Below are 23,270 nucleotides of genomic sequence, written 5' to 3' on the forward strand. Positions count from 1 at the left end.
ACATCTACATGCAATCGTCCAAGCCGACTCACGTCCGCTATTTGATCCTGCTCATGCTGTTTCTGGTGACCACGATCAACTACGCCGACCGTGCCACGATCGCCATTGCCGGCTCCAGCCTGCAAAAAGATCTGGGCATCGACGCAGTCACCCTCGGCTACATCTTCTCCGCATTCGGTTGGGCCTACGTGGCCGGGCAAATTCCCGGTGGCTGGCTGCTCGATCGCTTCGGCTCGAAAAAAGTCTATGCCCTGAGCATTTTCACCTGGTCGCTGTTCACCGTGCTGCAAGGCTTTGTCGGTGAGTTCGGCATGTCCACGGCCATCGTTGCGCTGTTCATGCTGCGCTTCCTCGTTGGCCTGGCTGAAGCGCCATCGTTCCCCGGCAACGCGCGCATCGTGGCGGCCTGGTTCCCGACCGCTGAACGCGGCACCGCTTCGGCGATCTTCAACTCGGCGCAATACTTTGCCACCGTGTTGTTCGCACCGCTGATGGGCTGGATCGTTTACTCCTTTGGCTGGGAGCACGTGTTTATCGTCATGGGGATTCTCGGGATCATCTTCTCGCTGGTCTGGCTGAAAGTGATCTACAGCCCGCGTGAACACCCGCGCATCAACGAAGCCGAGTTCAAACACATCGCTGAAAACGGCGGCATGGTCGACATGGATCAGAAGGGCAAAAAGTCCGACGGTCCGAAGTGGGATTACATCCGTCAGTTGCTGACCAACCGCATGATGCTCGGCGTGTATCTGGGCCAGTATTGCATCAACGGCATCACTTACTTCTTCCTGACCTGGTTCCCGGTGTATCTGGTGCAAGAGCGTGGCATGACCATTCTCAAGGCGGGTTTCATCGCCTCGTTGCCGGCAATCTGCGGCTTTATTGGTGGTGTGCTTGGCGGGGTGATTTCCGATTACCTGCTGCGCAAGGGCCACTCGCTGACCTTCGCCCGCAAAGCGCCGATCATTGCCGGCCTGCTGGTTTCCAGCAGCATCGTTGCCTGCAACTATGTTGAAGTGGAATGGATGGTCGTTGGCTTTATGGCCTTGGCGTTCTTCGGCAAAGGCGTTGGCGCACTGGGCTGGGCGGTGGTTTCCGACACCTCGCCAAAACAGATCGCCGGTCTGAGCGGTGGCCTGTTCAACACTTTCGGCAACATCGCTTCGATCACCACGCCAATCGTGATTGGCTACATCATCAGCTCCACCGGTTCGTTCAAATGGGCGCTGGTGTTCGTCGGTGCCAACGCACTGGTCGCGGTGTTCAGCTATCTGGTCATCGTTGGCCCGATCAAACGTGTGGTACTCAAAGAGCCGCCAACCAATGGCGGTGTTGAAGCCAGCGGTAAATTGTCCCAAGCGCATTCCTGAGGAGCGGCGTCATGCAGTTGATTGAACATTCCGACTCGCCGCGCCACATTCGCCTGCACGAGCGGGACAATGTGGTGGTCGTGGTCAACGACCAGGGCGCACCGGCCGGCACTGAATTTGCCGATGGCCTGGTGACGCTGGAATTTGTGCCGCAGAGCCACAAGGTCACCCTTGAAGACATTCCCGAGGGCGGCCAGGTGATTCGCTACGGTCAGGTGATCGGCTACGCGTTGCAGCCGATCCGCCGCGGCAGTTGGGTCAAGGAAGATCAACTGCGGATGCCGACCGCGCCGCCGCTGGACAGCTTGCCGCTGTCCACCGACGTGCCGGACGCGCAGGCACCGCTGGAAGGCTTCACCTTTGAGGGTTATCGCAACGCTGACGGTACCGTCGGCACGCGTAATATTCTCGGTATCACCACCACGGTGCAGTGCGTCACCGGCGTGCTTGATCACGCGGTAAAACGCATCAAGGAAGAGCTGCTGCCGAAGTACCCGCACGTCGATGATGTGGTGGCGCTGACTCACAGTTACGGCTGCGGCGTGGCGATTACCGCCACCGACGCCTACATCCCGATTCGCACCGTGCGCAATCTGGCGCGCAATCCGAATCTCGGTGGTGAAGCGCTGGTAATCAGTCTGGGCTGCGAGAAATTGCAGGCCGGGCAGGTGATGCACGAGGACGATGCGTCGGTCGATCTCAGCGATCCATGGCTGTATCGCTTGCAGGATTCCAGTCACGGCTTCACCGAGATGATCGAGCAGATCATGGAACTGGCCGAGGTTCGCCTGAAGAAACTCGACCAGCGCCGCCGCGAAACCGTGCCGGCGTCCGAGTTGATCCTCGGCATGCAGTGCGGCGGCAGTGATGCCTTCTCCGGGATTACCGCCAACCCGGCGCTGGGTTATGCCTCGGACTTGTTGTTGCGCGCGGGGGCGACGGTGATGTTTTCCGAAGTCACCGAAGTGCGCGATGCGATTTATTTGCTGACTTCACGCGCCGAAAGCAAAACCGTCGCCGAGGAACTGGTGCGTGAGATGGACTGGTACGACCGTTACCTGGCCAAGGGTGAAGCGGATCGCAGCGCCAACACCACGCCGGGCAACAAGAAGGGCGGGTTGTCGAACATTGTCGAGAAGTCGCTGGGTTCGATCGTCAAATCCGGCAGCAGCGCGATCAATGGCGTGCTCGGCCCGGGCGAGCGGTTCAAACAGAAGGGTTTGATTTTCTGTGCGACCCCGGCGAGCGATTTTGTCTGCGGGACGTTGCAGTTGGCGGCGGGGATGAACCTGCATGTGTTCACCACCGGGCGTGGCACGCCGTATGGTTTGGCGATGGCGCCGGTGGTGAAGGTTTCGACGCGTACGGAGCTGGCGCAGCGCTGGCCGGATCTGATCGACATCGATGCCGGGCGGATCGCAACCGGGCGGGCGACCATTGAGGAGTTGGGTTGGGAGTTGTTTCACTATTACCTGGATGTTGCCAGCGGCAAGCAGCAGACGTGGGCGGAGAAGCACAAACTGCATAACGACATTACGTTGTTCAATCCGGCGCCGATTACCTGATGGTTTTTTTGGGGGGGGAGCAAAAGCTACCCTCACCCCAGCCCTCTCCCGGAGGGAGAGGGGGCCGATCCGGGGATATTTGAGAAGTACATCGACCTGGAAATGCTGAGCCGAATCCATAATCGACTCGGTCTTGCAGGTCGATGTATGACACAAGACACCTCGGTCAGTCCCCTCTCCCTCTGGGAGAGGGCTAGGGTGAGGGGCTTTTGCTTTATCATTGGCCCCTAACGACGCTCACCCAAGGCTCCCCGGCATGCTGGCAATTTTCCTCGAAACCCTGAACATCACCGCGCCGGTGTTTGCCATGCTGTTTCTCGGTGTGCTGCTCAAGCGCATCGACTGGATCAACGACAACTTCATCCACACTGCTTCGTCGCTGGTGTTCAACGTCACCATGCCGGCGCTGCTGTTCCTCGGCATTCTGCATGCCGACTTGCACGCTGCGTTGCAACCGTCCCTGCTGATCTACTTTTCCCTCGCCACGCTGGTGAGTTTTGCCGTGGCCTGGGGCTGGGCGATTTTCCGTTGTCCGCGTGAAGATCGTGGCATCTATACCCAGGGCGCGTTTCGCGGCAATAACGGTGTGATCGGTCTGGCGCTGGCAGCGAGCATGTACGGCGATTACGGGATTTCCCTCGGGGCGATTCTCGCGGCGCTGGTGATCCTGTTCTACAACACGCTGTCGACCATCGTGCTGGCGGTGTACAGCCCGGTGATCAAGTCTGATCCGTGGAGCATCTGCAAAAGCGTGTTCAGTAATCCGCTGATCATCAGCGTGATTGCGGCGGCGCCGTTTGCCTATTTCAAGATCGGTTTGCCGGGATGGCTGGAAACCTCCGGGCAGTATCTGGCGCAGACCACCTTGCCATTGGCGCTGATCTGCATTGGCGGAACGTTGTCGCTGGCGGCGTTGCGCAAGAGCGGTAGCATGGCGCTGAGTTCCAGCCTGGTGAAGATGATCGGTCTGCCGGTGCTGGCGACGTTGGGGGCTTGGTTGTGGGGCTTTCGTGGCGCGGAGTTGGGGATACTGTTTCTGTACTTCGGCAGCCCGACGGCGGCGGCGAGTTTTGTCATGGCGCGAGCAGCGCAGGGCAATCATGAACTGGCGGCGGCGATTATTGTGATGACCACGTTGATGGCGGCGATCACAACTAATGTCGGGATCTTTGTTTTGCAGTGGGGTGGGTGGATCTGATTTTGAGTGTTGTGGTGTTGTTCAGGGCCTCTTCGCGAGCAGGCTCGCTCCCACATGTGAAATGCATTCCAAAATGTGGGAGCGAGCCTGCTCGCGAAAGCTATTTCAGCAGCACTGAATCACTCAGGTTTCTGATAGGTATCGATCACTTCCTGCGCCGCGCGAAACGCATCAATCGCCGCCGGCACGCCGGCATACACCGCGCAATGCAGCAGCGCCTCACGAATCTCGTCCACGGTGCAGCCATTGTTCAGCGCACCGCGCACGTGGCCTTTCAATTCCTGCGGGCACTTCAGTGCCGTCAGCGCGGCGAGGGTGATCAGGCTGCGGGTTTTCAGCGGCAGACCTTCGCGGTTCCACACGCCACCCCAGGCATGTTCATTGACGAAATCCTGCAAGGGTTGAGTGAACTCGGTGGCGTTGCCCAAGGCGCGATCAACAAACGCATCGCCCATTACCTGGCGGCGGACTTCAACCCCGGACTTCTTCGATTCGGTCATGGTTTTTCACTCTTGTGGTGTTGGCGGCGCCAGGCGCGGATCGACGTGAACAGCAGAAACGTCAACAGCGTCGGCAGGACATAAAACAGCATCAGCCGTTCGAGCTTGCCCGCCAGCGGCATGCCGGTGGTGAACGACACCACGTGCAGCCCATAGGCCAGATACAAACCGAGCAGCAACAAACCTTCTGCACGCGTCACGCGGTAGCCGGAATAGAACACCGGCAGGCACAGCGCGGCGACACCGAGCATCACCGGCAAGTCGAAATCCAGCGCATTCGGCGATACCGACAGCGGTGTCGGTGCAATCAGTGCGGTGAGGCCGAGCACCCCGAGCAGATTGAACAGGTTGGCGCCGATCACGTTGCCCACGGCGATGTCGCGTTGCCCGCGCAATGCGGCGATCAGCGAGGTTGCCAGTTCTGGCAGCGAGGTGCCGACGGCGACCACGGTCAGGCCGATCACCCGCTCGGAGAAGCCCAGATCCGTCGCCACCACCACGGCGGCTCCGAGCAGCAAGTGCCCGGCGAACACCAGCAGGACGAGGCCGACGATGATCATGAAGACGCTGGCAACCCATGAGGTCTGTACCACTTCGGCTTGTGCAGAATGCGGTCGCGTCGAGTGCCGTGACTGGCGCAACAGTAAACCGAGGTACAACGCCAGTGCGCCCAGCAGCAAGATGCCGTCCAAGCGGCCGAGCTCTTCATTCCATGCCAGGACGAACACCAGCAGGCTGGCGCCGATCATCAGCGGAATATCGAGCCGCACCAGTTGTCGCGAAACGCGCAGAGGAATGATCAGCGCGGAAAGGCCGAGGGTGACGAGGATATTGAAGATGCTGCTGCCGACCACGCTGCCAACGGCGATGTCCGGGTTGTGCGCCAATGCCGCTTGCAGACTGACGGCCATTTGCGGTGCGCTGCTGCCGAGGGCGACGATGGTCAGGCCGATGATCAGCGGCCGTACATGCAGACGCGCTGCCAGACGCACTGCCGCGCGCACCATCAATTCGGCGCCGAAGATCAGCAGGCACAGACCGGCGAGCAGTTCGATCACGCTGATCAGGGGTAAATCGGCTAATCCGAAAATGGTCAGCGCTCCATCAGTCGTCGAGGGCCTGCACGCGAACCCGCGCGGTGCCGCTGCGCAGCATGCCGAGTTGTTCGGCGGCCTCGCGGGACACGTCGATCAGGCGTCCACGGGTATGCGGGCCGCGGTCGTTGATGCGGACCACGACGGATTCATCGTTTTTCAGGTTGGTGACCTTCACCCGTGTGCCGAAGGGTAGCTGGCGGTGGGCGGCGGTCAGGGAATTCTGGTTGAACGGCTCGCCACTGGCGGTGCGTTTACCGTGGTGTTTGGCACCGTAATAAGAGGCGACGCCGGTCTGGTCGTAACCGTGCGGGTCGATGGTATCGGTGCTGGCGCAACCGGCCAACAAGGAGAGCAGGGCGCAGGCGCCGAGCAGACGTTTCATTCGAATACTCCAAAGTGATCGTTCCCACGCTCCAGCGTGGGAATGCATCCCGTGACGCTCTGCGTCACACCGCAATGGACGCGGAGCGTCCGGGGCGGCATTCCCACGCAGAGCGTGGGAACGATCCCCGGGCGCGGGGCTAGAATCAGCCTTCGAGCTTGCTTTTCAGCAGTTCGTTCACTTGCTGCGGGTTGGCTTTGCCTTTCGACGCTTTCATCGCCTGGCCGACGAAGAAGCCGAACATCTTGCCGCGTTTGGCTTCATCCGCCGCACGATACTGTTCAACCTGCTCGGCGTTGGCCGCGAGCATTTCGTCCAGCACCGCCGAAATCGCGCCGCTGTCGGTCACTTGCTTGAGGCCGCGTTTTTCGATGATCTCGTCTGCGCTGCCTTCACCGTTGGCCATCGCTTCGAACACAACCTTGGCAATCTTGCCGGAGATGGTGTTGTCCTTGATGCGCAGCAGCATGCCGCCCAGCAGTTCAGCGGAAACCGGCGACTCGTCGATGTCCAGGCCTTGCTTGTTGAGCAGGCTGCCCAACTCGACCATTACCCAGTTCGCCGCCAGTTTGGCGTCGCCGCCGATGCTCGCGACTTTCTCGAAGTAGTCGGCTTGCTCGCGGCTGGTGGCCAGCACGCTAGCGTCATAGACCGACAGACCGAATTGCTCCTGGAAACGTTCGCGTTTCTGCGGTGGCAGTTCCGGCAGGGTGGCACGCACCTCGCCGAGGAACGACTCTTCGATGACCACCGGCAGCAGGTCCGGATCGGGGAAGTAACGGTAGTCGTTGGCTTCCTCTTTCGAACGCATCGGACGGGTTTCGTCCTTGTTCGGATCGTACAGACGGGTCTGCTGGATCACTTTGCCGCCGTCTTCGATCAGCTCGATCTGACGCTGGATTTCGGAGTTGATCGCCTTCTCGATAAAGCGGAACGAGTTGACGTTCTTGATCTCGCAACGCGTGCCGAACTCAACCTGGCCTTTCGGACGGATCGACACGTTGCAGTCGCAACGCAACGAACCTTCGGCCATGTTGCCGTCGCAGATGCCCAGATAACGCACCAGCGCGTGGATCGCCTTGACGTAAGCCACGGCTTCCTTGGCGCTGCGCATGTCCGGCTCGGAAACGATTTCCAGCAGCGGCGTACCGGCACGGTTCAGGTCGATGCCGGTGGCACCGTTGAATTCTTCGTGCAGGCTCTTGCCGGCGTCTTCTTCCAGGTGCGCGCGGGTGATGCCGACACGTTTGACGGTGCCGTCTTCCAGGGCGATGTCCAGGTGGCCCTTGCCAACGATCGGCAATTCCATCTGGCTGATCTGGTAGCCCTTCGGCAGATCCGGGTAGAAGTAGTTTTTACGGGCGAACACGTTGTGCTGACCGATCTCGGCGTCAATCGCCAGACCGAACATCACCGCCATACGCACCGCTTCCTGGTTCAGCACTGGAAGAACGCCGGGCATGCCCAGGTCGATCAGGCTGGCCTGAGTGTTCGGCTCGGAACCGAACGTGGTGGAACTACCGGAAAAGATTTTCGACCGGGTAGTGAGCTGAGTGTGAATCTCCAGCCCGATCACGACTTCCCATTGCATGTGTGTCTCCTCAGAAGCCGGTTGGGGTGCGGGTGTGCCAGTCAGTGTTCAACTGATACTGGTGCGCAACATTGAGCAAACGGCCTTCCTGGAAATACGGCGCGAGCAGTTGCACGCCAACCGGCAGACCGTCGACAAAACCGGCCGGCATCGACAGGCCCGGCAGGCCTGCGAGGTTGGCGGTGATGGTGTAGACGTCTTCCAGATAGGCAGCGACCGGGTCGCTGTTCTTCGCGCCGAGCTTCCAGGCCGGGTTCGGCGTGGTTGGGCCGAGGATGATGTCGACTTCATTAAAGGCAGCCATGAAGTCGTTCTTCACCAGACGACGGATCTTCTGCGCTTTCAGGTAGTAGGCGTCGTAGTAACCGGCGGACAGCGCGTAGGCGCCGACCATGATCCGGCGCTGGACTTCCGGGCCGAAGCCTTCGCCACGGGAGCGCTTGTACAGGTCGATCAGGTCTTTCGGTTGCTCGCAACGGTGGCCGAAACGCACGCCGTCGAAACGCGACAGGTTGGAAGAAGCCTCTGCTGGCGCGATCACGTAGTACGCAGGGATCGCGTGCTGCATGTTCGGCAGACTGATTTCCTTGATCACGGCACCAAGCTTCTGCAGCTCTTTGATGCTGTTCTGGATCAGCTCGGCGATGCGCGGGTCGAGACCGGCGCTGAAGTATTCCTTCGGCACGCCGATGCGCAGGCCTTGCAGCGAATCGCCCAGGCTTGCGGAGTAATCCGGAACCGGCTCATCGATGCTGGTCGAGTCGTTCTGATCGAAGCCAGCCATACCTTGCAACAAAATTGCGCAGTCTTCGGCAGTACGCGCCAGAGGGCCGCCCTGATCGAGACTGGAGGCGTAAGCGATCATGCCCCAGCGCGAAACGCGACCGTAGGTCGGTTTCAGGCCGGTGAGGTTGGTGAACGCTGCCGGCTGACGGATCGAACCGCCGGTGTCAGTGGCCGTGGCTGCTGGCAACAGACGCGCGGCAACTGCCGCCGCCGAACCACCGGACGAACCGCCGGGTACGTGTTCCAGGTTCCACGGGTTTTTCACCGCGCCGTACCAGCTCGACTCGTTGGCCGAACCCATGGCGAATTCGTCCATGTTGGTCTTGCCCAGGGTTACGGCACCGGCAGCGGCCAGTTTCGCGACCACAGTGGCGTCGTACGGGGCTTTGAAGTTGTCGAGCATCTTCGAGCCGCAGCTGGTGCGAATGCCCTGGGTGCAGAACAGGTCTTTGTGGGCGATCGGCGCGCCGAGCAGGGCGCCGCTCTCACCGTTGGCGCGGCGGGCATCGGCGGCTTTCGCCTGCTCGAGGGCCAGCTCTTCGGTGAGGCTGATGAAACTGTTGAGCTGCGGATCGAGCTGGGTGATGCGCGCCAGCAGGACTTTGGTCAGCTCTTCGGAGGAAAACTTTTTATCGGCGAGACCGCGGGCGATCTCGGCCAGAGTCATTTGATGCATTGCAGGCTCATTCCCTTTAGTCGATGACTTTCGGAACCAGATACAGGCCGTTTTCGACCGCTGGTGCGATGGACTGGTAGGCCTCGCGGTGATTGGTCTCGGTCACAACGTCGGCGCGCAGGCGCTGACTGGCTTCCAGCGGGTGGGCCAGAGGCTCGATTCCGTCGGTATTAACAGCCTGCATTTCGTCGACCAGACCGAGAATGCTGTTGAGGGCGGAAGTAATGTGTGGAAGATCGGCATCATTGAGGCCAAGGCAGGCCAGATGAGCGATTTTTTCCACGTCGGAGCGTTCTAGCGCCATCGGGATTCTCCAGTGGAAAACAGAACGGACGGCGTCCGTGTGTTAGATTGTCGGAACACTACCGCACTTCTACGGTCATAAGGCCGCGATTGTGGGGCTTGGTGCACAGAAAAGCGGCCAATTTAACATATTGGCGCCTTGCCCAAAATCCCTGTCGTTGTTAGAGTTTGCCGCACTTTTTTACCCACGCGTTGCCTAGGGTCCCTTTCCCATGTTCAAGAAACTGCGTGGCATGTTTTCCAGCGATCTTTCCATTGACCTGGGCACTGCCAACACCCTTATTTACGTGCGCGAGCGCGGTATCGTCCTGAATGAGCCATCGGTTGTGGCCATTCGGACACACGGTAACCAGAAAAGTGTCGTTGCTGTCGGCACCGAGGCCAAGCGCATGCTCGGCCGTACGCCGGGCAACATTGCTGCCATTCGTCCGATGAAGGACGGCGTGATCGCCGACTTCAGCGTCTGCGAAAAGATGCTGCAATACTTTATTAACAAGGTTCACGAAAACAGCTTTCTGCAGCCTAGCCCTCGTGTGCTGATCTGCGTTCCATGCAAATCCACCCAGGTTGAGCGTCGTGCCATCCGTGAATCGGCCCTTGGCGCCGGTGCTCGTGAAGTGTTCCTGATCGAAGAGCCAATGGCTGCTGCGATCGGTGCCGGCCTGCCGGTCGAAGAAGCGCGCGGTTCGATGGTCGTGGATATCGGTGGTGGTACTACCGAAATCGCGCTGATCTCCCTGAACGGTGTGGTCTATGCCGAATCCGTCCGTGTTGGCGGCGACCGCTTCGACGAAGCGATCATCACCTACGTGCGCCGTAACTACGGCAGCCTGATCGGTGAATCCACCGCTGAGCGCATCAAGCAGGAAATCGGCACGGCCTACCCGGGCGGCGAAGTTCGCGAAGTCGACGTTCGCGGTCGCAACCTGGCCGAAGGCGTTCCACGCGCATTCACCCTGAACTCCAACGAAGTGCTGGAAGCTCTGCAAGAGTCTCTGGCGACCATCGTTCAGGCCGTGAAAAGCGCCCTGGAGCAATCGCCGCCGGAACTGGCTTCCGACATCGCCGAGCGTGGCCTGGTGCTGACCGGTGGTGGCGCGCTGCTGCGTGACCTCGACAAGTTGCTGGCCCAGGAAACCGGTCTGCCAGTGATCGTTGCCGAAGATCCGCTGACCTGTGTTGCTCGCGGCGGTGGCCGTGCATTGGAAATGATGGATAAGCACACCATGGACCTGCTTTCGAGCGAATAAGTCGCCGAGTGCAATACGTGGGTGAACGCGCGGGCAGCACTTTGCAGTGCTGCCTGTTGGCGTTTATCTTCTGTCAGTCTTCATCCAGGCCGGTTTGATGCCGTATGAATAAACAGAACATTTGCCTGGGAGGAGCGGCTTATTAAACCGCTTTTCGCCAAAGGCCCTTCGTTGGGTGTGCGCCTGTTGGTGCTGGCCGTGCTGTCGGTCGCGCTGATGGTGGTCGATGCCCGCTTCGACCTGCTCAAGCCCGCGCGCAAACAAGCGTCGCTGGTGTTGATGGACGCCTACTGGATCACTGACCTGCCGGGACGCCTGTGGGAAGGGATTGCCAGCCAGTTCGGCAGTCGCACCGAACTGGTCGCCGAAAACGAAAAACTCAAGACCGAAAATCTGCTGTATCAGGGTCGCATGCAAAAGCTTGCTGCACTGACCGAGCAGAACGTTCGGCTGCGCGAGTTGCTCAATTCCTCTGCGCTGGTCAACGAAAAGGTCGAAGTGGCCGAGCTGATCGGCATGGACCCCAATCCCTTCACCCATCGCATCATCATCAATAAAGGTGAGCGCGATGGCGTGGTGCTGGGTCAGCCGGTGCTCGATGCACGCGGCTTGATGGGCCAGGTGGTCGAGTTGATGCCTTACACTTCCCGTGTATTGCTGTTGACCGATACCACCCACAGCATTCCAGTACAGGTTAACCGTAACGGTCTGCGCGCGATTGCCAGCGGCACCGGCAACCCCGAGCGCCTGGAATTGCGTCACGTCGCCGACACGGCCGATATCAAGGAAGGCGATCTGCTGGTCAGTTCCGGTCTCGGCCAGCGCTTCCCGGCCGGTTATCCGGTCGCCACGGTGAAGGAAGTCATCCACGATTCCGGCCAGCCGTTCGCGATCGTCCGCGCCGTGCCGACTGCCGCACTCAATCGCAGTCGCTACCTGCTGCTGGTGTTCAGCGACAATCGTACCGCCGAAGAGCGCGCCAACGATGCCGCGCAAGCCCAGGAGAATCTTGACGCCTTTGGCGGTGGCCCGATTATTCCGGCCACTGTGCCGAAGACCGTGACCTCACCTGCTGTGGCGCCGGCCAATGCCACGCCTGCAGCACCTGCGGCCAATGCGGCTCCCACCCAACCCGCTGCAAGCAAACCGCCAGCGGCTGCCAAACCACCGGCAGCGACTCCGGCGGCAAGCAAACCTCCAGCTGCCCAGCCCGCTGCACGACCTGCGGCCAAACCGCCTGTCAGCGCACCGGCGACAACCGGGAGACAAGAATAATGGTCGGGGCTACCGCATCGCGAAACGGCTGGATTGTCTGGCTGACGTTTCTCGTTGGCCTGCTGCTCAGCGTGTCACCGTTGCCGATTTTCATGGAGATCCTGCGCCCGTTATGGCTGGCCTTGCTCCTGACATTCTGGGCGTTGTATATGCCGCACACGGTCGGCATGGTCACGGCGTTCTGTCTGGGGCTGGCCGAAGACGTCCTGCAAGGCGACTTGTTCGGGCAGAACGCGCTGATCCTGACCTTGATCACCTTCCTGGTGCTGTCGTTGCAACAACGCCTGCGAATGTTCCCGATGTGGCAGCAATGCCTGGTCATCCTGGTGATCTTCGGTCTCGCGCAACTGGTGCAATTGTGGCTCAGCGCCTTGACCGGCAACCGTCAGCCAACGCTGGCACTGGTGTTACCGGCGCTGGTCAGTGCCTTGCTCTGGCCTTGGGTCAGCTTTGCCCTTCGCGGACTACGCCGACGCTACAAAATCAATTGAGCCGGTGAAGCAGGGCACTGAACAGGGAGATGTTTTGATGAAGCCGCTTTACCTCGCCTCCGGATCGCCGCGTCGCCGTGAATTGCTCGCGCAGATCGGCGTTCCGTTTTCCGCCATCAGTGCGGATATCGACGAAACCCCAATACCCGAAGAATCGCCGTCGGCCTATGTCGAGCGTCTGGCACGCGGCAAGGCCGAGGCCGGGCGCCGTACCGTCGTGTCTGCTCAGTCATTCTGCGTGCTGGGTGCCGATACCGCCGTGGTGCTGGACGGCAAAATTCTTGGCAAACCGGTGGACGAAGCCGATGCATGCGCCATGCTGATGATGTTGTCCGGCAAGGAGCATGAAGTGCTGACCGCCATCGCTGTGCTGGAAGGCGAGCGCTGTGAGTCGCGGGTGGTGCGCAGTCTGGTGCGGTTCCGGCCGATCAGCGAGGATGAAGCCGCCGCCTATTGGGCCAGCGGCGAACCGCAGGACAAGGCCGGCGGTTATGGCATTCAGGGCCTCGGCGCGGTGTTTGTCGCGGGGCTCAACGGCAGTTACTCGGCAGTGGTTGGGTTGCCGATTTGCGAAACCGCAGAACTGTTAGGCCATTTCGGCATACCCTGTTGGCAAAACCTGAACGCGCAATAAGCGTCGTACGAATCCAGATGCGGCCATTATCGTGAACACGCCTGAACGAGATCCTGCCATGAGTGAAGAGATTCTGATCAACATCACGCCGATGGAGTCGCGCGTGGCGGTGGTCGAAAACGGTGTGCTGCAAGAAGTCCATGTTGAGCGCACGCAAAAGCGGGGGATCGTCGGCAACATCTATAAAGGCAAGATCGTCCGCGTGCTGCCGGGTATGCAGGCGGCCTTCGTCGACATCGGCCTGGATCGCGCGGCATTCATTCACGCCGCCGAAATCTCCCTGCGCGAAGGCCCGGCGGTGGAAAGCATCAGTGCGCTGGTGCACGAAGGCCAAAGCCTTGTCGTGCAAGTCACCAAGGATCCGATCGGTTCCAAAGGCGCGCGCCTGACCACGCAACTGTCGATCCCGTCGCGCTATCTGGTGTACATGCCGCGTACTGCCCACGTCGGCATTTCCCTGAAAATCGAAGACGAAGCCGAGCGCGAACGCCTCAAGCAAGTGGTCAGCGATTGCGTGGCCAAAGAAGGGATCAAGGAGGCGGGCGGTTTCATTCTGCGCACTGCCGCCGAAGGCGCTGGCGCCGATGAAATTCTCATGGACATCCGTTATCTGCGTCGCTTGTGGGACCAGATCAACGAACAGATCAAGACCATTTCCGCGCCGAGCGTGATCTACGAAGACCTTGGTCTGGCGCTGCGTACCCTGCGTGATCTGGTCAACCCGAAGATCGAGAAGATTCGCATCGATTCCCGGGAAACGTTCCAGAAAACCACGCAGTTCGTCGCCGAACTGATGCCGGAGATCGCTGATCGTCTGGAACACTACCCGGGTGAGCGGCCGATTTTCGACCTGTACGGTGTCGAAGACGAAATCCAGAAAGCCCTTGAACGCAAAGTGCCGCTGAAATCCGGTGGTTATCTGGTGGTCGATCCGGCGGAAGCCATGACCACCATCGATGTGAACACCGGAGCTTTCGTCGGCCATCGCAACCTCGAAGAAACCATCTTCAAGACCAATCTCGAAGCGGCTACCGCGATTGCCAGGCAGATGCGCCTGCGAAATCTGGGCGGGATCATCATCATCGACTTCATCGACATGGAAGATGAAGAGCACCAGCGCCAGGTGCTGCGCACTCTGGAAAAACAGCTGGAGCGCGATCACGCCAAGACCAACATCATCGGCATCACCGAGTTGGGCCTGGTGCAGATGACCCGCAAGCGCACCCGCGAAAGTCTCGAACAAGTGCTGTGCGAACCGTGCAGCAGTTGCCAGGGGCGCGGCAAACTGAAAACCGCGGAAACCATCTGTTACGAGATCTTCCGCGAGATTCTCCGTGAAGCCCGCGCCTATCAGGCCGAGGGCTACCGAGTGTTGGCGAACCAGAAAGTGGTCGACCGGTTGCTCGACGAAGAATCCGGTAACGTTGCCGAACTTGAAGGCTTCATCGGCCGCACCATACGCTTCCAGGTGGAAACCATGTATTCCCAGGAACAATATGACGTGGTGCTGCTCTGAACCCCTGCGTCACACCTTTTTCACCGCGGCTGGCCTCAGCTTTTCGCAGTATTTTTGCCATGGGAGCCACCTGACATGGAGCGTCTGACACGCATTTTGGCCGCAATCACCCGCTGGGGGCTGGGCCTGTGCGCGTTGGTTTTGGTATTGATGGCGTTGTACGTCAGTCTCGGCCGCGAACTGACGCCGTTGGTGGCCGAATATCGCGCCGACATCGAAGACAAGGCCAGTGCCGCCCTCGGCATGCCGTTGCAGATCGGCGAGCTGGAGGGCAACTGGAGCGGTTTCGCACCGATCCTGCTGGCCCATGATGTGATGGTCGGCGACGGCGCCAATGCCTTGCGTCTGGATCGGGTGCGCGCCGTACCGGATTTGTGGGCCAGTCTGTTGGCTCGCGAAGTGCGTATTGCCCACCTCGAACTCAACGGTCTGAAAATCAGCCTTAAAGAGGCAGAAGACGGCAGTTGGGCGCTGGAAGGTCTGCCGATACAGAACGATCAGCCGCTCGATCCGCAACAGTTGTTCAATCGCTCGCAGATGATTCAGCAACTGTCGGTGCTCGACAGTCAGGTGACCTTGCAGCCGCAGGATCACGCGCCGCTGACGCTCACCTATGTCGGTCTCAATCTGAAAACCGGCGCCAGCCGTCAACGGCTCGATGCGCGTTTGACCTTGCCGGATGGTCAGCCCGTCGCGCTGAGCCTGCGCACGCGAATTCGCCCCGACCAATGGCAGAACAGTGTGGTGGAAGGTTATGCCAGCCTGCCGCAAAGCGACTGGTCGAAGTGGCTGCCAGAACGCCTTACCCAACAATGGAATTTTTCCGAGATCAAGGCCGGTGGTGAACTCTGGGTCAACTGGGCCAAGGGCACGCTGCAGAGTGCCGCGTTACGCTTGAATGCTCCGCAACTGACCGGCGCCTATGCCGATCGCAAGCCGATCCAGATCAATAATCTGGCGCTTAACGCCTACTACGAAAACAGTGATGAGGGTGCGACCGTTACCCTCGATTCACTGGCGATGAGTTTCGGTGAAAACCGTTGGGAGTCGCATGTACAGCTGAAGCAAACGCGCGCGACCGACAAAGTGGACGAGCTCTGGCACTTGCAGGCGGATCGTCTCGATCTGACCCCGATCACTCCACTGCTGAATGCGTTGGGGCCGTTGCCGCAAGGTTTCGCCACGGCCGTTGATCATTTGAATGTCACCGGTGGCCTGCGTAACGTGCTGCTGGATTTTCGCCCCAATGCCACCGATGGCAACAAATTCAGTTTCGCCACCAATCTGGACAATGTTGGTTTCGACGCCTATCACGGCGCTCCGGCAGCACGAAACGTCAGTGGCAGCCTCAGTGGCAACCTTGACGGTGGCGAGTTGCGCCTGGACAGCAAGGATTTTGTCCTGCACCTCGATCCGATTTTCGCCAAGCCATGGCAGTACATTCAGGCTAACGCCCGGCTGACCTGGAAGCTCGATAAAGACGGCTTCACCCTGATCGCGCCGTACCTGAAGGTGCTCGGCGAGGAGGGCAAGATTGCCGGTGATTTCCTGATTCGTCTGCATTTCGACCATAGCCAGGAAGACTACATGGACCTGCGGGTCGGTCTGGTCGAGGGCGACGGTCGCTACACCGCCAAATACCTGCCCGAAGTCCTGAGCCCGGCGCTTGACGAGTGGCTGCGCACGGCCATCCTCAAAGGTGCTGTCGATCAGGGCTTCTTCCAGTATCAGGGCTCGCTTAACAAGAACGCCGGGGAGGCCGACCGCAGCATCAGCCTGTTCTTCAAGGTGCACGATGCCGAACTGGCGTTCCAGCCGGGCTGGCCGCACGTGAGCAAGGTCAGTGGTGACGTGTTCATCGAAGACAGTGGCGTACGGATCTGGGCCAATAAGGGGCAGTTGCTCGACACCCAGGTCAGCGATGTATTCGTCAACATTCCCCACGTACCGGCCGGGCAACACACGCACATGTATCTCGATGGCGCGTTTGCCGGTGGCCTCGGTGATGGCCTGAAAATCCTTCAGGACGCACCGATCGGTACCGGTGAGACCTTTGCCGGTTGGGAAGGCGCGGGCGATCTGCAAGGCAAGCTCAAGCTCGATATCCCGTTGGACAAGGGCGGTGACCAGCCGAAAATCCTCGTCGACTTCAAAACCGCCAATGCGCGGCTGAAACTGGCTGAGCCGAAACTGGAGCTGACTCAGCTCAAAGGCGATTTCCGCTTTGACAGCGGCAAAGGCCTCAGCGGGCAGAACATCGCCGCGCGCGCATTCGACAAACCGGTGACTGCGCAGATCTTCGCCGATGGCAGCCCTGGCAAACTCAGGACTCGGGTGGCGGCATCCGGGCAGGTCGAAGTGAAGAAACTCACCGACTGGCTGGGTGTGAGCCAACCGTTGCCGGTATCCGGGACCATTCCCTATCAGTTGCAGCTCAATCTCGACGGTGCCGACAGCCAGTTGATGGTCAGTTCCAGCATGAGAGGTGTGGCGGTGGACTTGCCCGCGCCGTTCGGTATGGCGGCGGATGTCGGTCGCGACACGGTGTTCCGCATGACCTTGCAGGGGCAGGAGCGGCGTTACTGGGTCAATTACGACCAACTGGCCAATTTCACCTTTGCGGCACCGCCGAGCAATTTTGCCGAGGGCCGTGGCGAGTTGTTCCTCGGGGCCGGCGAAGCGGTGCTGCCGGGCGCCAAAGGCTTGCGGATTCGCGGGGTGCTTTCGGAGCTGGATGTCGCGCCGTGGCAGGACCTGGTCAACAAATACGCCGGGCAGGATCCGGGCGGTAGCGCCAAGCAATTGCTCAACAGCGCTGATTTCAAGATCGGTAAGCTCACGGCATTCGGGACCACGCTGGATCAGGCGTCGGTGCAGGTCAATCGCAAGCCGGGCACCTGGAATCTGTCCCTCGACAGCCAGCAGGCCAAAGGCTCGGCGAGCCTGCCGGACGCCAAGGGCGTGCCGATTGCGGTCAATTTGCAGTACGTGAAACTGCCAGCACCGGACCCGACGGTTCAAGCTGACGAGAACTCGCCGGATCCATTGGTATCGGTCGATCCGACGAAAATTCCGGCGCTGGATATCACCATCAATCAACTGTTCCTCGGCCCGGATCTGGTCGGCGGCTGGTCGCTGAAGGTGCGCCCGACCGCCAAAGGCATCGCTCTGAACAACCTCGACATGGGCCTAAAAGGCATCCTGTTGCAGGGTAATGGCGGCTGGGAAGGCACGCCGGGTGCAACCAACAGTTGGTTCAAAGGCCGGATTGGCGGCAAGAACCTTGCTGATGTCCTCAAGGGCTGGGGCTTTGCTCCAAGCGTGACCAGTGAAGAATTCCACATGGACGTCGATGGCCGCTGGCCGGGCTCGCCGGCATGGCTGGCGACCAAGCGCTTCTCTGGCACCCTCGATGCATCGTTGAACAAAGGCCAATTTGTTGAAGTGGAAGGCGGCGCGCAGGCATTGCGGGTGTTCGGTCTGCTTAACTTCAACTCCATCGGCCGCCGTTTGCGTCTGGATTTCTCTGATCTGTTCGGCAAAGGCTTGAGCTACGACCGGGTCAAAGGCCTGCTGGTGGCAAACAATGGCGTGTACGTCACCCGTGAGCCGATTCGCCTGACCGGTCCTTCAAGCAATCTGGAACTGGACGGCACTCTGGATCTGGTCGGCGACAAGGTCGACGCCAAATTGTTAGTGACCTTGCCGGTGACCAACAACCTGCCGATCGCTGCGCTGATCGTTGGCGCACCGGCAGTTGGCGGCGCACTGTTCCTGATCGACAAGCTCATCGGTGACCGTGTGGCGCGCTTTGCCAGTGTGAAGTACACCGTCAAAGGCCCATGGAAAGAGCCGAAAATCACCTTCGACAAGCCTTTTTGAGTAGCATGACCCTATTCCCGATGTAGGAGCTGCCGCAGGCTGCGATCTTTTGATTTTGTTTTTGACGAGCCAGATCAAAAGATCGCAGCCTGCGGCAGCTCCTACACGGTTATGTGCAGATTCCGAGGAGCGGCCATGTCTTTAGCGGTGATTCAAATGGTCAGCCAGAGCGACGTGCTGGCCAATCTGGCTCAGGCCCGGCGCCTGCTCGAACAGGCTGCGGCCGGTGGCGCGAAGCTGGCGGTGCTGCCGGAAAACTTCGCTGCCATGGGCCGTCGTGACGTTGCTGACATCGGCCGCGCCGAGGCGCTCGGCGAAGGACCGATCCTGCCGTGGTTGAAACAGACCGCCCGCGACCTCAAGTTATGGATAGTGGCTGGCACCTTGCCGTTGCCGCCGGTGGATCAGCCGACGGGCAAGGCTAATGCCTGCTCGCTGCTGGTCAATGAGTATGGCGAAATCGTTGCCCGCTATGACAAGTTGCATCTGTTCGATGTCGATGTGGCGGACAATCGCGGCCGTTACCGCGAATCCGATGACTATGCTTATGGCAGTGGCGTCGTGGTTGCCGACACGCCGGTGGGCAAGCTCGGTCTGACTGTGTGTTATGACTTGCGCTTTCCCGAGTTGTACAGCGAATTGCGAGCCGCCGGTGCCGAGCTGATTACCGCTCCGTCGGCCTTTACTGCGGTGACCGGCGCAGCGCATTGGGATGTGCTGATTCGCGCGCGGGCCATCGAGACCCAGTGTTATGTGCTGGCCGCAGCGCAGGGCGGAACCCACCCGGGACCGCGAGAAACCTTCGGCCATGCAGCGATCATCGACCCGTGGGGCCGCGTGCTGGCGAGTCAGGATCAAGGCGAAGCGGTGTTGTTGGCCGAACGCGATAGCGATGAACAAGCGTCCATCAGGGCGCGAATGCCGGTGACGAGTCATCGACGGTTTTTCTCGCAGGGCGCCCAGCGGCCTGCTTCAGAACACGAATTTAAGGCGTAAACCTATGAGCGAGTTGTTGTCCTCAGTCAGTGATCACCTGTTGGCGCCCGGCGGCGTGACGATCGAGAGCCTGCAAGGCGTGCTCGGCGATCTGGCCGGCCCCGGCATCGATGCTGCCGACCTGTATTTCCAGGGCCAGATCTCAGAGTCCTGGGCGCTGGAAGACGGCATCGTCAAGGAAGGCAGCTTCAACCTCGATCAAGGTGTCGGCGTGCGCGCGCAGTCCGGTGAAAAAACCGGTTTTGCCTACAGCAACGCGATCACCCTCGAAGCCCTTGGCGCAGCGGCCCGTGCCGCGCGCTCGATCTCCCGCGCCGGGCAGAACGGTACGGTGCAGGCGTTCACCACGCAGGATGTCGCGCAACTGTACGCGCCGGACAACCCGCTGGAAGTGCTGAGCCGCGCCGAGAAGGTTGAACTGCTCAAGCGTATCGATGTGGCTACCCGCGCGCTCGACCCGCGTATCCAGCAGGTCAGCGTGAGCATGGCTGGCGTCTGGGAGCGGATTCTGGTGGCGTCCACCGACGGCGGGCTGGCGGCGGATGTGCGCCCGCTGGTGCGTTTCAACGTCAGCGTCATCGTTGAGCAGAATGGTCGTCGCGAGCGCGGCGGGCACGGCGGCGGCGGGCGTACCGACTACCGTTATTTCCTCGCCGAAGACCGCGCCATGGGTTATGCCCGCGAAGCACTACGTCAGGCGTTGGTAAATCTGGAAGCGATTCCGGCGCCGGCCGGTACGTTGCCGGTGGTGTTGGGTTCGGGCTGGTCTGGCGTGCTGTTGCACGAAGCCGTCGGCCACGGTCTGGAAGGCGACTTCAACCGCAAGGGCAGCTCGGCGTACAGCGGGCGCATGGGCGAAATGGTTGCTTCCAAGCTGTGCACCATCGTCGATGACGGCACCTTGAGCGGCCGTCGCGGTTCGTTGAGTGTCGATGACGAAGGCACGCCGACCGAGTGCACCACGCTGATCGAAAACGGCGTACTCAAGGGCTATATGCAGGACAAGCTCAACGCGCGCCTGATGGGTGTGGCTCGTACCGGTAACGGTCGTCGTGAGTCCTATGCGCACCTGCCGATGCCACGGATGACCAACACCTACATGCTGGGTGGCGAAAGCGATCCGGCGGAAATCATTGCTTCGGTGAAGAAAGGCATCTACTGCGCCAACCTCGGCGGCGGTCAGGTCGATATCACCAGCGGCAAGTTCGTGTTCTCCACCAGCGAGGCGTACCTGATCGAAGACGGCAAGATCACTGCGCCGGTCAAAGGCGCGACGTTGATCGGCAACGGCCCCGAGGCGATGAGCCGGGTGTCGATGGTCGGTAATGATCTGGCGCTGGACAGCGGTGTGGGCACGTGCGGCAAGGATGGGCAATCGGTGCCGGTAGGCGTCGGTCAGCCGACGTTGAAAATCGATGCGATCACCGTGGGTGGCACGGGCGCATAAATAAACGTGTGTAGGAGCTGCCGCAGGCTGCGATCTTTGCTCTTAAGATCAAAAGATCGCAGCCTTCGGCAGCTCCTACAGGGGCGAGATATCAACGCAGGCCGCGTTGAGTCTCGTCCAGCTCACGGATGTACTTGAAGATCTTGCGGCTGGAAGCAGGAGGTTTGTTTTGCGCAACCTCGTGCTGAGCCTGACGGATCAGGGAACGCAGTTGCTGGCGATCGGCGTCCGGGTACTCGACGACGAATTTCTCCAGCACGGCATCGTCGCCCGCGATCAGGCGATCACGCCAGCGTTCGAGATTGTGGAAACGCTCGTTGTACTGACGAGTCGAGGCATCGAGTTGATCGAGCAGCGTGAGAATCGCGTCAGTGTCCTGATCGCGCATCAGTTTGCCGATGAACTGCAAGTGCCGTTTACGCGCGATGTTCGCGGTGTGCTTGGGCGCATCGGCCAGAGCCCGGCGCATGGCGTCGGTCAGCGGCAGTTTTGCGATCAAGTCTGGCTTGAGTGTTGTCAGGCGCTCGCCGAGGTCAACCAGAGCATGCAGCTCGCGTTTGACCTGAGATTTGCTTTTTTCTCCCGTATCGAGGGAGTCGTCGTAAGAATCAACCATGGTGGCAGTCCGCAAAGAAACGCCGCCATGATAACCAGTCGGGGGCCGCTTGTCCGGCCCGGTCGCTCGATGACCCCAGCCGAAAGCAGAATTTGAGTGGAGATGAGCATGAGTGCAGTTCAAAGCGTCGGCCCGCAGGCATTGCCGGCACTGCAGGAACAGGTCGAGCAGATCATCGCCGAAGCCAAGCGTCAGGGCGCCAGCGCCTGCGAAGTCGCGGTGTCGCTCGAGCAGGGGCTGTCGACTTCGGTGCGCCAGCGCGAGGTCGAAACGGTCGAGTTCAATCGTGATCAGGGCTTTGGCATCACGCTGTATGTAGGTCAGCGCAAAGGCTCGGCCAGTACCTCGGCGACCGGTCCGGATGCGATTCGCGAAACCGTCGCTGCGGCGCTGGCCATCGCCAAGCATACGTCGGAAGACGAGGCTTCTGGTCTGGCTGATGCAGCGTTGATGGCCAAGGAACAGCACGATTTTGACCTTTTCCACGAGTGGGACATCACCCCGGAGCAGGCTATCGAGAAGGCTTTGCTCTGTGAAGCCGCGGCGTTCGACGCCGATGCGCGGATCAAGAACGCAGACGGCACTACCCTGAGCACCCATCAGGGCTGCCGGGTTTACGGCAACAGCCACGGTTTCATTGGCGGCTACGCATCGACCCGACACAGCCTGAGTTGCGTGATGATTGCCGAGGCCGACGGCCAGATGCAGCGCGATTACTGGTACGACGTGAGCCGCCAGGGCAATCTGCTGGCGGATCCGGTGAGCATTGGTCAGCGTGCGGCGCAACGCGCAGCGAGCCGTCTGGGCGCGCGTCCGGTGCCGACTTGCGAGGTGCCGGTGCTGTTTTCCGCAGAGCTGGCGGGCGGTTTGTTCGGCAGCTTCCTCTCAGCGGTGTCCGGCGGCAGCCTGTATCGCAAATCGTCGTTCCTTGAAGGCACTTTGGGGCAGAAGCTGTTCCCGGAATGGCTGACCATTGATGAGCGTCCGCACTTGATGCGGGCAATGGGCAGTGCTTCGTATGACGGTGATGGTCTGGCAACGTATGCCAAACCGTTCGTCGAAAAAGGCGAGTTGGTGTCGTACATCCTCGGTACTTACTCCGGGCGCAAACTGGGTATGCCGAGCACCGCCAACGCTGGCGGCGTGCATAACCTGTTCGTGACCCACGGCGATGAAGACCAGGCTGCGCTGTTGAAGCGTATGGGGCGTGGCTTGCTGGTCACTGAGTTGATGGGCCATGGCTTGAACATGGTCACCGGCGATTATTCGCGCGGGGCGGCAGGCTTCTGGGTCGAAAACGGCGAAATCCAGTTTGCGGTGCAGGAAGTCACCATCGCCGGCAACATGCGTGACATGTTCAAGCAGATCGTTGCGGTGGGTAATGATCTGGAGTTGCGCAGCAATATTCGCACCGGTTCGGTATTGATCGAGCGGATGACGGTGGCGGGCAGCTAACCCCCAGTCGTCACACCAAAAAGGCGCGCCACCTCATTGGGTGGCGCGCCTTTTTTATTGGCGCCACACAAAACCAATGTGGGGGCGAGCCTGCTCGCGAAAGCGATTTTACTGTCGACCGCCAGGGTGACTGACTGGACGCCTTCGCGAGCAGGCTCGCTCCCACCCTGAAATCTGCATCGCTCGGCACTCTTGTTTTGGTTCTCATTATCATCTAATAATAAATCTCATTATCGGATG

The 23,270-nt window shown here is 60.2% G+C and carries 19 protein-coding genes; 12 read left to right on the forward strand and 7 right to left on the reverse strand.

Annotated elements, in window-relative coordinates; translation table 11 throughout:
• Positions 1–8: 8 nt before the first annotated feature.
• The 3 genes from AB4N44_RS21605 (at position 9) to AB4N44_RS21615 (ending at position 4,133) form a co-directional block, all read left to right on the forward strand.
• Positions 9–1,370, forward strand: a complete 1,362-nt coding sequence (locus tag AB4N44_RS21605) for an MFS transporter (RefSeq protein WP_007915342.1) — start codon at positions 9–11, stop codon at positions 1,368–1,370.
• Positions 1,371–1,381: 11 nt separating this feature from the next.
• Positions 1,382–2,935 carry a galactarate dehydratase gene (gene garD, locus AB4N44_RS21610; RefSeq protein WP_095119494.1) on the forward strand — a complete coding sequence of 518 codons (1,554 nt, stop codon included), beginning with the start codon at positions 1,382–1,384 and terminating at the stop codon, positions 2,933–2,935.
• A gap of 256 nt (positions 2,936–3,191) precedes the next feature.
• Positions 3,192–4,133 carry an AEC family transporter gene (locus AB4N44_RS21615; RefSeq protein WP_127925823.1) on the forward strand — a complete coding sequence of 314 codons (942 nt, stop codon included), beginning with the start codon at positions 3,192–3,194 and terminating at the stop codon, positions 4,131–4,133.
• Between the two features lie 119 nt (positions 4,134–4,252).
• Here AB4N44_RS21615 and AB4N44_RS21620 read toward each other — a convergent pair whose 3' ends face one another.
• From AB4N44_RS21620 to gatC, 6 genes are all read right to left on the reverse strand, one after another.
• Entirely contained in the window at positions 4,253–4,633 is a 381-nt protein-coding gene (locus AB4N44_RS21620; protein ID WP_016984177.1) for a carboxymuconolactone decarboxylase family protein, read from the reverse strand.
• Positions 4,630–5,691, reverse strand: a complete 1,062-nt coding sequence (locus tag AB4N44_RS21625; RefSeq protein ID WP_127925825.1) for a calcium/sodium antiporter — start codon at positions 5,689–5,691, stop codon at positions 4,630–4,632. The genes AB4N44_RS21620 and AB4N44_RS21625 overlap by 4 nt, the downstream gene beginning before the upstream one ends.
• A gap of 46 nt (positions 5,692–5,737) precedes the next feature.
• Entirely contained in the window at positions 5,738–6,112 is a 375-nt protein-coding gene (locus AB4N44_RS21630; protein ID WP_007915349.1) for a septal ring lytic transglycosylase RlpA family protein, read from the reverse strand.
• Between the two features lie 145 nt (positions 6,113–6,257).
• Positions 6,258–7,703, reverse strand: a complete 1,446-nt coding sequence (gatB, locus tag AB4N44_RS21635; RefSeq protein ID WP_008085412.1) for an Asp-tRNA(Asn)/Glu-tRNA(Gln) amidotransferase subunit GatB — start codon at positions 7,701–7,703, stop codon at positions 6,258–6,260.
• Positions 7,704–7,713: 10 nt separating this feature from the next.
• Entirely contained in the window at positions 7,714–9,165 is a 1,452-nt protein-coding gene (gene gatA / locus AB4N44_RS21640) for an Asp-tRNA(Asn)/Glu-tRNA(Gln) amidotransferase subunit GatA (RefSeq protein ID WP_025109475.1), read from the reverse strand.
• 16 nt (positions 9,166–9,181) lie between these two features.
• A complete protein-coding gene (gene gatC / locus AB4N44_RS21645; RefSeq protein WP_007901429.1) occupies positions 9,182–9,469 on the reverse strand; it encodes an Asp-tRNA(Asn)/Glu-tRNA(Gln) amidotransferase subunit GatC in 288 nt (95 codons plus the stop codon).
• A 211-nt stretch (positions 9,470–9,680) separates the two neighbouring features.
• On the opposite strand from gatC, the gene mreB reads away from it, so the two are divergent.
• The 8 genes from mreB to tldD all read left to right on the forward strand — a co-directional run bounded on the left by mreB (position 9,681) and on the right by tldD (position 20,959).
• Positions 9,681–10,718, forward strand: a complete 1,038-nt coding sequence (gene mreB, locus AB4N44_RS21650; RefSeq protein ID WP_002555108.1) for a rod shape-determining protein MreB — start codon at positions 9,681–9,683, stop codon at positions 10,716–10,718.
• Positions 10,719–10,859: 141 nt separating this feature from the next.
• On the forward strand, positions 10,860–11,993 hold the full coding sequence (mreC, locus tag AB4N44_RS21655) for a rod shape-determining protein MreC (protein ID WP_150749567.1): 1,134 nt from the start codon (positions 10,860–10,862) through the stop codon (positions 11,991–11,993).
• Positions 11,993–12,484, forward strand: a complete 492-nt coding sequence (gene mreD / locus AB4N44_RS21660) for a rod shape-determining protein MreD (RefSeq protein WP_064387931.1) — start codon at positions 11,993–11,995, stop codon at positions 12,482–12,484. The genes mreC and mreD overlap by 1 nt, the downstream gene beginning before the upstream one ends.
• 37 nt (positions 12,485–12,521) lie before the next feature.
• Positions 12,522–13,118 carry a Maf family protein gene (locus tag AB4N44_RS21665; RefSeq protein ID WP_455807402.1) on the forward strand — a complete coding sequence of 199 codons (597 nt, stop codon included), beginning with the start codon at positions 12,522–12,524 and terminating at the stop codon, positions 13,116–13,118.
• A gap of 58 nt (positions 13,119–13,176) precedes the next feature.
• On the forward strand, positions 13,177–14,634 hold the full coding sequence (gene rng / locus AB4N44_RS21670) for a ribonuclease G (protein ID WP_034154470.1): 1,458 nt from the start codon (positions 13,177–13,179) through the stop codon (positions 14,632–14,634).
• 75 nt (positions 14,635–14,709) lie between these two features.
• Positions 14,710–18,516, forward strand: coding sequence for a YhdP family protein (locus AB4N44_RS21675; RefSeq protein WP_460107561.1), 3,807 nt, complete (start codon positions 14,710–14,712; stop codon positions 18,514–18,516).
• A 135-nt stretch (positions 18,517–18,651) separates the two neighbouring features.
• Positions 18,652–19,512, forward strand: a complete 861-nt coding sequence (locus AB4N44_RS21680; protein WP_460107559.1) for a carbon-nitrogen hydrolase family protein — start codon at positions 18,652–18,654, stop codon at positions 19,510–19,512.
• 4 nt (positions 19,513–19,516) lie between these two features.
• A complete protein-coding gene (gene tldD / locus AB4N44_RS21685; RefSeq protein ID WP_034154473.1) occupies positions 19,517–20,959 on the forward strand; it encodes a metalloprotease TldD in 1,443 nt (480 codons plus the stop codon).
• Positions 20,960–21,050: 91 nt separating this feature from the next.
• On the opposite strand, the gene yjgA is transcribed toward tldD, so the two are convergent.
• The gene (gene yjgA / locus AB4N44_RS21690) at positions 21,051–21,575 is read right to left on the reverse strand and encodes a ribosome biogenesis factor YjgA (protein WP_007915377.1); all 525 of its coding nucleotides are present in this window, start codon (positions 21,573–21,575) and stop codon (positions 21,051–21,053) included.
• 108 nt (positions 21,576–21,683) lie between these two features.
• Here yjgA and pmbA point away from each other — a divergent pair, with 108 nt between their 5' ends.
• Positions 21,684–23,030, forward strand: a complete 1,347-nt coding sequence (gene pmbA / locus AB4N44_RS21695) for a metalloprotease PmbA (RefSeq protein WP_127925832.1) — start codon at positions 21,684–21,686, stop codon at positions 23,028–23,030.
• Positions 23,031–23,270: the final 240 nt, after the last annotated feature.

The sequence above is a fragment of the Pseudomonas sp. S3_C06 genome (assembly GCF_054667675.1).